Origin of the sequence: Pseudomonas retamae (assembly GCF_043496865.1) — a bacterium.
In the GTDB taxonomy this organism is placed as follows: domain Bacteria; phylum Pseudomonadota; class Gammaproteobacteria; order Pseudomonadales; family Pseudomonadaceae; genus Aquipseudomonas; species Aquipseudomonas retamae.
In genome coordinates, this window is record NZ_JBIEIL010000003.1 from 60,555 (window position 1) to 72,920 (window position 12,366).

Genomic DNA, 12,366 nt, shown 5'->3' on the forward strand with positions numbered 1-12,366 from the left:
CCGCGACCTACTGAGGGCCTATAGCTCAGTTGGTTAGAGCAGAGGACTCATAATCCTTTGGTCCACGGTTCAAGTCCGTGTGGGCCCACCAAATTGAAAGCCGCGCTATATGCGCGGCTTTTTTGTGGGCGGGTGATCAGGCTGCTACCTCACAAACGCAAAGCTCGGAAGACTTCCCCAAGACTGTAGGCAAATTCTGAAGATATGTTTTGTCTCCTCCCACTCTCTTGTTGACCATTTCATCAGACGAGTAATGTCCAGACGCCTCCGCCCGCACAGGATTTTTCATGCTCGTGAATATTGCGCCTCCGATAAAGGAAGCGGCCAACCAACAAACATGGATCAATCTTGCGCTACCCGACCTTAGAACGTTATCTCGAGAACTCCGGTCGGCCGCAATAGAAGAAGTAAAAAGGGCTGACGACGCAGAAAGCGCCCTCAAAATATTGTTGGATCATTTCGGGTTCGTAGATGAGTCCCTACTGGCCGTGACTATCATCACGCCGATCGGAAACATCGCGGTCATGAGAGACAAATTGGCTCATATCGTCGAAAAACGTTCCGACTCTAGAGAGCGCTATGTTCGACATGCCATCGATACGTTGAAGGGACGTTTCGAAGTATGGAAAGTCCTTTACGATAACGGTCGATACCGAATGGCGTTCATCAACACCTACGAAGCAAAGAACGACATGCTTGTAGTTGTCGACGTGCGAGAAGGACAAATTCTCTGGAATTTTATGCATGCTCCGGCCAGAGCCATGAACAAGCACCGCCAGGGTGACCTTTTGTTCAAGCGATACATTATTGAAGACAAAGAAAAGGGCAGCCATTTGGCTGCCCTTGATATTTGAATCCTGATATTGGCATCCTCAGGAAATGGGATGAAGAGGTCTCACCTTACACCGATGTTGCAGCATCGCTGAGGTACCTACGTCCGCTAACACCCTGCAAGGCAGCAGATTTCGCGCTCTTGAAGGCATTCTTGACAAACAGGCGGGGCAAGTCAAATCAAATATGCGATGTTTTGTTTCAGCGCAGGGATAACGCCCACCTCTCGGCTGACTGTTCAACCACAGCCCGCAGCATGTCGCTGACAGCGTCTGTAACATGTGCAATTCCTACCTGCTTACGATGGAGCCCCCTTTGCCAGACACCCGCCCCACTCTCGACGAAATCGACCGCCAGCTGATCGCCGCTCTGCAGATCAACGCCCGCGAGAGCGTGGCCATGCTCGCTCGGCAGCTGGGCATCGCGCGCACCACGGTGACTTCACGATTGGCACGTCTGGAAAAAGCCAAAGTCATCACCGGTTATGGCGTGCGCTTGGGTCAGCGTGTGGTTGATGGCGGGTTGCAGGCGTATGTCGGGATCAAGGTGCAGCCGCGGTCCGGCAAGGAGGTGTTGCGTCGCTTGAGTGCGATGGCGCAGGTGCAGCAGTTGTGTGCGGTGAGTGGCGAGTTTGATTATGTGGCGTGGTTGCGGACCGATTCCCCGGAGCAGCTGGATCAGTTGCTGGACCAGATCGGCAGTGTCGACGGGGTGGAGAAGACTACGACTTCGATCATTTTGAGTAGCAAGATTGATCGAGGGCAGCCGGTTTGATTTCGCGGCCTGCCAAGGCCTCATCGCCAGCAGGCTGGCTCCCACAATGATCTATGTGTAGCCGAGTATCGTCATTATGCTCAGCTTGTTGGCAAAACGACGACACATTGCGCCTTATTAACGTGTTCCATGCTCCCTAGAATGGCTGGCATCTTTTCCTATACTCAGACGCGGATTCCGCGTCGGGTCGCCAGCAAGGTCAGCCATGAACAAGAACAATCGCCATCCTGCAGACGGTAAGAAACCAGTCACCATTTTCGGTCCGGATTTTCCGTTCGCCTTTGATGACTGGATCGAACATCCGGCCGGCCTTGGCAGCATCCCTGAACAAAGCCACGGTGCCGAAGTGGCGATTGTCGGCGCGGGCATTGCCGGTCTGGTGGCTGCGTACGAGCTGATGAAACTCGGTTTGAAGCCCGTGGTGTACGAGGCGTCGAAACTGGGCGGTCGCCTGCGCTCGCAAGCCTTCAACGGTACCGACGCCATTGTTGCGGAACTTGGCGGTATGCGCTTTCCGGTGTCGTCCACGGCGTTCTATCACTATGTCGACAAGCTCGGCCTTGAAACCAAGCCTTTCCCCAACCCGTTGACCGGCGCCTCCGGCAGCACCGTGATCGACCTGGAAGGCGAAACCTATTACGCAGAAAGCCTGAAAGATCTTCCTCCACTGTTTCAGGAAGTGGCTGACGCCTGGGCGGATGCGCTGGAGGCCGGTTCGCAGTTCTCCGATATCCAGCAAGCCATCCGCGACCGCGATGTGCCGCGCCTTAAAGAGCTGTGGAACAAGCTGGTGCCACTGTGGGACGACCGAACCTTTTACGACTTCGTCGCCACCTCGAAAGCCTTCGCCAAATTGTCGTTCCAGCACCGCGAGGTATTCGGTCAGGTCGGTTTCGGTACCGGCGGCTGGGACTCCGATTTCCCCAACTCGATGCTGGAAATCTTCCGTGTGGTGATGACCAACTGCGACGATCACCAGCACCTGGTGGTTGGCGGTGTCGAGCAAGTGCCGCAAGGCATCTGGCGGCATGTGCCGGAGCGCTGCGCTCACTGGCCTGCGGGCACCAGCCTGAAATCCCTGCACCGTGGCGCGCCGCGTTCCGGTGTGAAGAAAATTGCTCACGCACCGCAGGGCCGTTTCGCGGTCACTGACAACAACGGCGACACCCGCGAATACGCCGCCGTGCTGACCACCTGCCAGAGCTGGCTGCTGACCACGCAGATCGAGTGCGATGAAACCCTGTTTTCGCAGAAGATGTGGATGGCGCTGGACCGCACGCGCTACATGCAGTCGTCGAAAACCTTCGTGATGGTCGATCGGCCGTTCTGGAAGGACAAGGACCCGGAAACCGGTCGCGACTTGATGAGCATGACGCTCACCGATCGCCTGACCCGTGGCACCTACCTGTTCGACAACGGCGACGACAAGCCAGGGGTGATTTGCCTGTCGTATTCGTGGATGAGCGACGCATTGAAAATGCTCCCGCACCCGGTGGAAAAGCGCGTTGAGCTGGCGTTGAATGCGTTGAAAAAGATCTACCCGAAAGTCGACATCGCCGCGCGTATCATCGGCGACCCGATCACTGTGTCGTGGGAAGCCGACCCATATTTCCTTGGTGCCTTCAAAGGCGCCCTGCCCGGCCACTATCGATACAACCAGCGCATGTACGCGCACTTCATGCAGGACGACATGCCGGCCGAACAGCGCGGCATCTTCATCGCCGGTGACGACGTCTCGTGGACGCCGGCCTGGGTCGAAGGCGCGGTGCAGACTTCGCTCAATGCGGTGTGGGGGATCATGAAGCATTTCGGCGGTTCGACACATAAAGCGAACCCGGGCCCGGGTGATGTGTTCAAAGACATCGGCCCTATCGCCCTGCCCGAGTAAGAGGATTCTTCGATGCGTGTAGCCCTTTACCAATGCCCGCCGCTGCCACTGGAGCCCGCCGCCAACCTGCACCGTTTGCACCGGGTGGCGATGGAAGCCAACGGTTCGGACTTGCTGGTGCTGCCGGAAATGTTCATGACCGGCTACAACATTGGCGCCGAAGCGGTCAGCACCCTGGCTGAGGTCTACAACGGAGAATGGGCGCAGCAGATCGGCCGCATTGCCAAAGCTGCGGGACTGGCGATCGTTTACGGTTATCCCGAGCGCACCGCGGACGGGCAGATTTACAACGCCGTACAGTTGATCGACTCTACGGGCGAGCGCTTGGCCAATTACCGCAAGTCGCATCTGTTCGGCGACCTCGACCGGTCGATGTTCAGTCCGGGAGAGGCGGATTTGCCGGTGGTCGAGCTGAACGGCTGGAAGCTCGGCTTTCTCATCTGCTACGACCTGGAGTTTCCGGAAAACGCCCGCCGTCTGGCGCTGGCTGGCGCCGAGCTGATCGTGGCACCGACAGCCAACATGATCCCGTTCGATTTCGTTGCCGATGTCACCGTGCGGTCGCGCGCCTTCGAAAACCAATGCTACGTGGCCTACGCCAATTACTGTGGTCACGAAGGCGACATCCAGTATTGCGGACAAAGCAGCATTGCTGCACCGGACGGCAGCCAAATTGCCTTGGCCGGTCTCGACGAAGCGCTGATCGTCGGCGAGCTGGATCGTCAGTTGATGAACGACTCACGAGCCGCCAATCGCTACCTCAGCGATCGCCGTCCTGAGCTTTACGCCGCGCTCAACCAGCGCTAATCCGCTAGCATTGGCACTTCACTGTTCTGGAAGTGCCCATGCCCGCGCCGACTCACCCCCGCCCCCACACAGTAACTCTGGCCAACGGCTTGCGCGTGACCTTGCGTCATGTGCCCGGCCTCAAACGCAGCGCTGCCGCGTTGCGCGTGGCGGCCGGTAGCCACGACGTGCCGCTGGCGTGGCCAGGGCTGGCGCATTTTCTCGAACATTTGCTGTTTCTCGGGACCGAGCGTTTCCCGGCGGCGGAAGGGCTGATGGCCTACGTGCAGAGCCACGGCGGCCAAGTGAACGCCAGCACTCGCGAACGCACCACCGACTTTTTCTTCGAGCTGCCTGTGCGCGCCTTTAGCGGTGGGTTGGAGCGTCTGTCAGACATGCTCGCGCAACCGCGTCTGAATCTGGACGATCAATTGCGTGAACGTGACGTATTGCAGGCGGAATATGTCGCCTGGTCGCAAGATCCGTCAGCGCAACAGCAGCTTGCCCTGTACGAAGGTTTACCGGCAGAACACCCGCTGCGGGGTTTTCATGCCGGCAATCGCGACAGCCTGAAAGTCGAACTGCCGGCGTTTCAACAGGCGTTGAGAGAGTTCCATCAGCGCTTTTATCGCACCGGGCAGATGACATTGAGCCTGACCGGGCCGCAAAGCCTGGAACAGTTGCGCGTGCTGGCCGAACAGTTCGCCGCTGCGCTACCGGCTGGGGATAAAGTTGCGCAGGCAGCGCTTGTGCCGCTGGCGGTGAAAAGTTATCAACAGGTCGACGGGCCGCACGGGAATCTGCTCTTTGCGTTTGATGCATTGCCGCAATCGTCTGCCGAAGCGCTGGCGTTTCTCTGTCATTGGGTCAATAGCGCCAAGCCCGGTGGGTTGCTGGCGCATTTGCGGCAGCACAATCTCGCTGAGGGATTGAAGGCGTCACCGCTTTATCACTTCGACGGGCAGGCGCTGCTGCATCTGCACTTCAACGCAGGCGCCGAATCGCTGAAGGTGATTCACCAGCAGTTGCTGGACTGGTTGAGCTTCTTCGCGCAGCAGGACTGGGCGGCGTTACGGGAGGAATATGCAGCCGTGCAGCAACGGCGGCAGCAAATCAGCGGTGCGCTGCAACTGGCGCGGCTGGACAGTGAACAATTGCAAAACGGCCTGCCTGATTGTGCCGCTGAAGCACTGAAAAACATTCTGCGCGAACTCGGCGCTGTGGATAACTTCGCCGCGCACTGGCACTTGCCAGCCGCCAATCCCATCCTGCGCGCTAACGAGCCGCTGGCCAACGCCGGACTGATTCGCGGCCAGACCAGCGCGCACCGCGGCCTGCGCACGTTCGCTCAGGACCGCTCGCGCGGCCGCCGCGAACGCTCGCCGATGCAATTCAGCCAGACAGTGCCGGGTAACGGTGATGAAGGCGCGATCTATCTGCGTTGGCAGCTCGACGCCGCAGCCAGCGTTGACTTGCAAGCGCGACTGCAACGCAGCCTTCAGCAGATCCGGCAAGATGCCAGCGAGGCCGGCGTCGAGGTGTCGTTCAGCGCAACGGGCAACCAATGGCTGCTGAAACTCACCGGCCTGCAAGAGCCCATGCCCAGCGTTCTGGAGCATGCGCTGAAATGTCTGACATCGGTCTCAGCCGATTCCCCGCGTGTCGAGCCGGAAGCGCCGTTGATACCGATCCGCCAATTGCTCAAGGCATTGCCGGATCGTTGCCTGGAGCCTGTCGGCGCATCCGATGACGCTGCGCATCTGTGGGCAACCGCGCGCTGGGACGGCCTCGCGCTGGGTTTCAACCAGCAAAGCCAATCTGCCATGGGCCTGGCCTTGAGCCGCATCCCCGGCCAACCGGATCATCAGCTGTCTGCGCCTTGCGCCATCAAGGGTCCATACCTCTGGCAGCACATCGATACGACGTCCAGCGAACACGCCGTGTTGCTGTACTGCCCAAGCGCCAGCCAGGACCTCTCAGATGAAGCCGCCTGGCGCTTGCTCGCTCAATTGCTTCAGACGCCGTTCTATCAGCGTCTGCGCGTCGAGTTGCAACTGGGCTACGCGGTGTTCAGCGCCTTGCGTCAGATCCAGGGTCGCATCGCGCTGGTGTTTGGCGTGCAATCGCCCAACGCGCAGCCCGACGAACTGCTCGAGCATATCCGGCAGTTCCTCAATAGCCTCCCAGCGCTGATTGAGCAGATGGATGAGGCCAGCCTCAGCCAACAACGGCAGAGCCTTGCCGATCAATTCGACGCGGCTGAGATCGGCTTCAGAGAAGCGGCCGAGTTGCTGTGGCAGGCCCGGCTCGCCAGCCATTCGTCGGATTATCTTGAACGGTTGGTCGCTGCCATCGGCGCGCTGGACCGCTCGACACTGCTCGGTGCTGCCCGACGTCTGCTCGACGCCGAAGGCGGTTGGCTCTGCCTCGCCAGCGCTCCTGCTCCAGGCGCCCCATGGCAAGTGGTGAAATGATCATTACCGAGGCTGCAAGGAGCTTTCTCAAAGATTCACGGGTCATGGCGTTGAAATTTTGAGTAACATAGCCGCCTAACTAATTGGAACATCACCGCGCTGCCGTGGACTATACCTATGGATAGCGCTATCCCAACCCACAGAAGGAGACATCTCATGGCCTGGACCAAACCTGCTTACACCGACCTGCGTATCGGCTTCGAAGTCACCATGTACTTCGCCAGCCGCTGAGTTCTGCTTACACAGAATCGCAGTGCAACGCCTCGGCTCGCCGGGGCGTTTTATTTTCCGCGTTGAAATGATGGAGCGTTCATGTTCGTCCAGATTCTGGGTTCGGCCGCCGGCGGCGGTTTTCCGCAGTGGAACTGCAACTGCGTCAATTGCGCAGGCTTTCGCGACGGCAGCCTCAACGCCAAGTCCCGCACCCAATCGTCCATCGCGATTTCCGATGACGGCGTGAACTGGGTGCTGTGCAACGCCTCGCCGGACATCCGCGCGCAATTGCAAAGCTTCGCCCCGATGCAACCGGGCCGCGCCCTGCGTGACACCGGCATCAGCGCGATCATTCTGATGGACAGCCAGATCGACCACACCACCGGCCTGCTCAGCCTGCGCGAGGGCTGCCCGCATCAGGTCTGGTGCACGGATATGGTTCACGAAGACCTGAGCACCGGTTTTCCGCTGTTCAAGATGCTCACCCACTGGAATGGCGGGCTGGACTGGAACCGCATCGAACTCGATCGGAGCTTCACCGTCGCCGCATGTCCGAACCTGCGTTTCACGCCGCTGCCGCTGCGCAGTGCAGCGCCACCGTATTCGCCGCACCGCTTCGACCCGCACCCGGGCGACAACATCGGTTTGATCGTTGAAGATTTGAACACCGGCGGCAAGCTGTTCTACGCGCCGGGCCTGGGCAAAGTAGACGCGCCGCTGCTGGAAATCATGGCCGGCAGCGACTGCCTGCTGGTCGACGGCACGCTGTGGAACGACGATGAAATGCAACGTCGTGGCGTCGGCACCCGCACCGGTCGCGAAATGGGCCATTTGGCACAGAACGGCCCCGGCGGCATGCTCGAAGTGTTGGAACAGCTTCCCGAGCAACGCAAGGTGCTTATCCACATCAACAACACCAACCCGATTCTCGACGAGGATTCGGCCGAGCGCGCAGAACTCGCTCGGCGCAATGTTGAAGTGGCGTTTGATGGCATGAGCATTGTGCTGTAGCTGATGGCCCCATCGCTGGCAAGCCAGCTTCCACAGGTCTTGTGAACACCGCAAACCTTGTGGGAGCTGGCTTGCCAGCGATGGCGTCCTGCCAGACAACACTGAATCCAACGGTTGTTCCCCGGAGAACCGCAATGACCGACACCCCGCTGTCCCCCGCCGAATTCGAAGCGGCCCTGCGCGCCAAAGGTGCCTATTACCACATCTACCACCCCTATCATGTGGCGATGTACGAAGGCCGCGCCACCCGCGAGCAGATTCAGGGCTGGGTCGCCAACCGCTTCTATTATCAGGTGAACATCCCCCTGAAAGACGCGGCGATTCTCGCCAATTGCCCGGATCGGGAAATCCGCCGCGAGTGGATTCAGCGCCTGCTCGACCACGACGGCGCTCCCGGTGAAGACGGCGGCATCGAAGCCTGGCTGCGTCTCGGCCAGGCGGTCGGCCTCGACCCGGATCAACTGCGCTCGCAGGAGCTGGTATTGCCCGGCGTGCGTTTCGCCGTCGACGCTTACGTCAACTTCGCCCGCCGCGCCAGTTGGCAGGAAGCCGCCAGCAGTTCGCTGACCGAACTGTTCGCACCGCAGATCCACCAGTCGCGCCTCGACAGCTGGCCGCAACATTACCCGTGGATCGACCCGGCCGGTTATGAATACTTCCGCACCCGCCTCGGTCAGGCGCGTCGGGATGTCGAACACGGTCTGGCGATCACGCTCGAACACTACAAGACCCGTGAAGGCCAGGAGCGCATGCTGGAAATTCTCCAGTTCAAACTGGACATTCTTTGGAGCATGCTCGATGCCATGAGCATGGCCTACGAACTGAACCGTCCGCCGTATCACAGCGTTACTGATCAACGGGTCTGGCATAAAGGAATCAGCTTATGAGTTTCGACCGCAGCAAAGTCCCGAGCTGGCGTCCCGGCTACCGCTTCCAGTTCGAACCGGCACAAAAAGGCCATGTGTTGCTGTATCCGGAAGGCATGATCAAGCTCAACGAGAGCGCAAGCGAGATTGGCAAATTGATTGACGGTGAACGTGATGTCGCAGCAATCATCGCCAAACTCGACACGCAGTTCCCCGGCGTGCCGGAACTCGGTGACGACGTCGAGCAATTCATGGAGGTTGCCCGTGAGCAACACTGGCTCACCCTTGGCTGATCTGCCGGCCAAACCTGAAGTCGGCCTGCCGCTGTGGCTGCTCGCCGAGCTGACCTACCGCTGCCCGCTGCAATGCCCGTATTGCTCCAATCCGCTGGATTTCGCCGAGCAGGGCAAAGAGCTGACGACCGAACAGTGGATCAAGGTCTTTCGCGAAGCGCGGGAAATGGGTGCGGCGCAACTGGGTTTTTCCGGTGGTGAACCGCTGGTGCGCCAGGATCTTGCCGAGCTGATTCACGAAGCACGGCAGCTGGGTTTCTACACCAACCTGATCACCTCCGGCATCGGCCTGACCGAGCAGAAAATCAGCGACTTCAAGAAGGCCGGGCTCGACCACATCCAGATCAGTTTCCAGGCCAGCGACGAGCAAGTGAACAACCTGCTCGCCGGCTCTAAAAAAGCCTTCGCACAGAAGCTGGAAATGGCCCGCGCGGTGAAGGCCCATGGTTACCCGATGGTGCTGAACTTCGTCACCCATCGGCACAACGTCGACAAGATCGACCGCATCATTGAGCTGTGCATTGCGCTGGAAGCCGACTTTGTCGAGCTTGCCACTTGTCAGTTCTACGGTTGGGCGCAGCTCAATCGCGTTGGCCTGTTGCCGACCAAGGAACAACTGGTGCGCGCCGAGCGCATCACCAACGAATACCGGGCGAAGCTGGAAGCCGAAGGGCATCCATGCAAGCTGATTTTCGTCACCCCGGATTACTACGAAGAGCGCCCGAAAGCCTGCATGAACGGCTGGGGCAGTATCTTTTTGACGGTGACACCGGACGGCACCGCCCTGCCCTGCCACGGCGCGCGTCAGATGCCGGTGCAGTTTCCCAATGTGCGCGATCACAGCATGCAGCACATCTGGTACGACTCGTTCGGCTTCAACCGCTTCCGCGGTTACGACTGGATGCCCGAGCCGTGCCGCTCGTGCGACGAGAAGGAAAAGGACTTTGGCGGCTGCCGCTGCCAGGCGTTCATGCTCACTGGCAATGCGAGCAACGCCGACCCGGTGTGCAGCAAATCCGAACATCACGGCGTGATCCTCAAGGCCCGCGAAGAAGCCGAGAGCGCCACGCAGACCATCGAACAACTGGCCTTTCGCAATGAACGAAACTCACGCCTCATCGCCAAGGGCTGAGCCCTTCAGCGCCGCGCAAGCTGTCGCCGCCGGCGTGGATTTCGCCGAGTTGCAGCTCGGCGCCAACGGCCTGTTCTGGAATGAATATCGCCCGCAGGATGCCGCGTGCCGGATCTGGCAGTGGCGCGATGGTGTGGCGCAATGTCTGACGCCGGATGGCTTCAGCGTGCGCAGCCGCGTGTACGAATATGGCGGTGGTGCGTTTTGCCTGACGCCTGACTGTGTGGTTTTCGTCAACGAGGCGGATCAGCAGTTGTATCGGCAGACCCTCGATGGTGCGCCTGAACCACTGACCTCCGGCGATTGCCGCTTTGGTGATTTGCAGTATGCGGGCGGGCAGATTCTGGCGGTTGAGGAGCAGTACGATCGACACCGATTGGTGGCGGTTGATCTGGCTGACGGTGTTCGGCACGTATTGGCTGAGGGCGCAGATTTTTATGCATCGCCCCTTCTGAGCCCGGATGGGCAGCGCCTGGCGTGGATCGAGTGGAGCCGGCCGCATCAGCCGTGGACCTCAACCCGGTTGATGACAGCCCAGCGCTTGCCCGATGGCGGATTCGCTTCGCCGCGCTGCGTGGCCGGCGATGACATTGAAGAGTCGGTTCAACAACCGCGCTTCGATGACGAGGGTCGCCTGTATTGCCTGACCGATCGCGGTGGATTCTGGCAACCGTGGGCGGAAACTATCGACGGTCTGGAACCATTGGTTGCCGCCCAGGCCGACCATGCGCCGGCGCCGTGGCAGCTCGGTGGCTGCACCTGGCTGCCGCTCGGTGATGCTTTCCTGGCCAGCTGGAGCGAAGGCGGTTTCGGTCGCCTTACTCTTGGCGATGTAGATTTCACTGGTAAGTACAGCCGCTTCCGTCATCTGGCCGCAGATCAGCAAAACATCTACTGCATTGCTGCCTCGCCGATCAGCCCCTCGGCGATCATTGCCATTGATCGAATGACGAACGAAGTTACCGTGTTGGCCGGCGGTATAGCGCCGTTGCCCGCCGAACGCATCAGCCGTCCGCAAACCCTGCGTTACCCAAGCGGTTCGGGTGAGGCGCACGGTTTCTTTTACCCGGCCATGGCCGCCGAGAAGACGCCGCCACTGGTGGTGTTCATCCACGGCGGCCCGACTTCGGCCTGCTATCCGATGCTCGACCCGCGCATTCAATACTGGACGCAACGCGGCTTTGCCGTCGCCGATCTCAACTATCGCGGCAGCAGCGGTTACGGCCGGCAATATCGCCAAGCGTTGCATTTGCGCTGGGGTGAAGTGGATGTCGAGGATGCGTGCAACGTCGTCGCGTATCTCGCCGACCAAGGCTTGATCGACGGGCAGCGCGCGTTCATCCGGGGCGGGAGCGCGGGTGGCTACACCACGTTGTGTGCGCTGGCGTTCAAGCAAGTCTTCCGCGCTGGCGCGAGTTTGTACGGAGTCAGCGACCCGGTGGCATTGGGCCGGGCGACGCACAAGTTCGAAGGCGACTATCTCGACTGGCTGATCGGCGATCCCGAGCAGGACGCCGAACGCTATGCCGCCCGCACGCCATTGCTACACGCAGACCATATCCGCGTGCCGGTGATTTTCTTTCAGGGTGAACTGGATGCGGTGGTGGTGCCGAAGCAGACCCGCGACATGGTCGCTGCACTTGAACGTAACGGCATCCCGGTCGAAGCACACTACTATGCCGATGAACGCCACGGTTTCCGTCGTGCCGTTAATCAGGCGCATGCGCTGGAAAAGGAGTGGCAGTTTTATCGGCGGGTGATGGGATTGGCGGACTGATCACCGCGCCCCGTTCAAAACCGAGTAGCCCCATCGCGAGCAAGCTCGCTCCCACAGGTTTTGTGTTGATAACACGATCAAATGTGGGAGCGAGCCTGCTCGCGAAGGCGATCTATCTGGCGCCGCAGTACTCAGCGCTTGGCGATGATATACACCGCATGCACAATCCCCGGAATGTACCCGCACAGCGTCAGCAGAATGTTCAACCAGAACGCCCCGCCGAACCCGACCTGCAGAAAGACACCCAGTGGCGGCAACAGAATAGCGATGATGATGCGAATAAAGTCCATGGGGCAGCTCCTGAATGGGGGTTGGCTCACT

General features: G+C 59.8%; 12 protein-coding genes and 1 tRNA gene. 12 read left to right on the forward strand and 1 reads right to left on the reverse strand.

All coding sequences use genetic code 11. The features are described from left to right. Positions 1-14 precede the first annotated feature (14 nt). The 12 genes from ACGSLL_RS05420 to ACGSLL_RS05475 all read left to right on the forward strand — a co-directional run bounded on the left by ACGSLL_RS05420 (position 15) and on the right by ACGSLL_RS05475 (position 12,045). Positions 15-91 (forward strand) — tRNA-Ile (locus tag ACGSLL_RS05420). A 196-nt stretch (positions 92-287) separates the two neighbouring features. Further along, a complete protein-coding gene (locus tag ACGSLL_RS05425; RefSeq protein WP_394503906.1) occupies positions 288-854 on the forward strand; it encodes a PBECR2 nuclease fold domain-containing protein in 567 nt (188 codons plus the stop codon). 292 nt (positions 855-1,146) lie between these two features. After that, positions 1,147-1,605 (forward strand): Lrp/AsnC family transcriptional regulator, encoded by a 459-nt coding sequence (locus ACGSLL_RS05430; RefSeq protein ID WP_394503908.1) that lies wholly within the window; start codon positions 1,147-1,149, stop codon positions 1,603-1,605. Between the two features lie 205 nt (positions 1,606-1,810). Beyond that, the gene (locus ACGSLL_RS05435) at positions 1,811-3,493 is read left to right on the forward strand and encodes a flavin monoamine oxidase family protein (protein WP_394503910.1); all 1,683 of its coding nucleotides are present in this window, start codon (positions 1,811-1,813) and stop codon (positions 3,491-3,493) included. A gap of 12 nt (positions 3,494-3,505) precedes the next feature. Continuing rightward, positions 3,506-4,300 carry a carbon-nitrogen hydrolase family protein gene (locus tag ACGSLL_RS05440; RefSeq protein WP_394503912.1) on the forward strand — a complete coding sequence of 265 codons (795 nt, stop codon included), beginning with the start codon at positions 3,506-3,508 and terminating at the stop codon, positions 4,298-4,300. Positions 4,301-4,338: 38 nt separating this feature from the next. Beyond that, positions 4,339-6,753 carry a pyrroloquinoline quinone biosynthesis protein PqqF gene (pqqF, locus tag ACGSLL_RS05445; protein WP_394503914.1) on the forward strand — a complete coding sequence of 805 codons (2,415 nt, stop codon included), beginning with the start codon at positions 4,339-4,341 and terminating at the stop codon, positions 6,751-6,753. 156 nt (positions 6,754-6,909) lie between these two features. After that, the gene (gene pqqA, locus ACGSLL_RS05450) at positions 6,910-6,984 is read left to right on the forward strand and encodes a pyrroloquinoline quinone precursor peptide PqqA (RefSeq protein WP_003444522.1); all 75 of its coding nucleotides are present in this window, start codon (positions 6,910-6,912) and stop codon (positions 6,982-6,984) included. An 81-nt stretch (positions 6,985-7,065) separates the two neighbouring features. Further along, a complete protein-coding gene (pqqB, locus tag ACGSLL_RS05455) occupies positions 7,066-7,977 on the forward strand; it encodes a pyrroloquinoline quinone biosynthesis protein PqqB (RefSeq protein WP_394503916.1) in 912 nt (303 codons plus the stop codon). Positions 7,978-8,111: 134 nt separating this feature from the next. Then, entirely contained in the window at positions 8,112-8,864 is a 753-nt protein-coding gene (pqqC, locus tag ACGSLL_RS05460; protein ID WP_090286883.1) for a pyrroloquinoline-quinone synthase PqqC, read from the forward strand. Then, on the forward strand, positions 8,861-9,136 hold the full coding sequence (gene pqqD, locus ACGSLL_RS05465) for a pyrroloquinoline quinone biosynthesis peptide chaperone PqqD (RefSeq protein WP_394503919.1): 276 nt from the start codon (positions 8,861-8,863) through the stop codon (positions 9,134-9,136). The genes pqqC and pqqD overlap by 4 nt, the downstream gene beginning before the upstream one ends. Beyond that, on the forward strand, positions 9,108-10,268 hold the full coding sequence (gene pqqE, locus ACGSLL_RS05470) for a pyrroloquinoline quinone biosynthesis protein PqqE (RefSeq protein WP_394503921.1): 1,161 nt from the start codon (positions 9,108-9,110) through the stop codon (positions 10,266-10,268). The genes pqqD and pqqE overlap by 29 nt, the downstream gene beginning before the upstream one ends. Continuing rightward, on the forward strand, positions 10,234-12,045 hold the full coding sequence (locus tag ACGSLL_RS05475; protein WP_394503923.1) for a S9 family peptidase: 1,812 nt from the start codon (positions 10,234-10,236) through the stop codon (positions 12,043-12,045). Before pqqE ends, ACGSLL_RS05475 begins: the two co-directional genes overlap by 35 nt. A 131-nt stretch (positions 12,046-12,176) precedes the next feature. Here the strand turns inward: ACGSLL_RS05475 and ACGSLL_RS05480 are convergent, their stop codons facing one another. Continuing rightward, positions 12,177-12,335, reverse strand: coding sequence for a YqaE/Pmp3 family membrane protein (locus ACGSLL_RS05480; protein ID WP_003228885.1), 159 nt, complete (start codon positions 12,333-12,335; stop codon positions 12,177-12,179). Between the last annotated feature and the right edge of the window lie 31 nt (positions 12,336-12,366).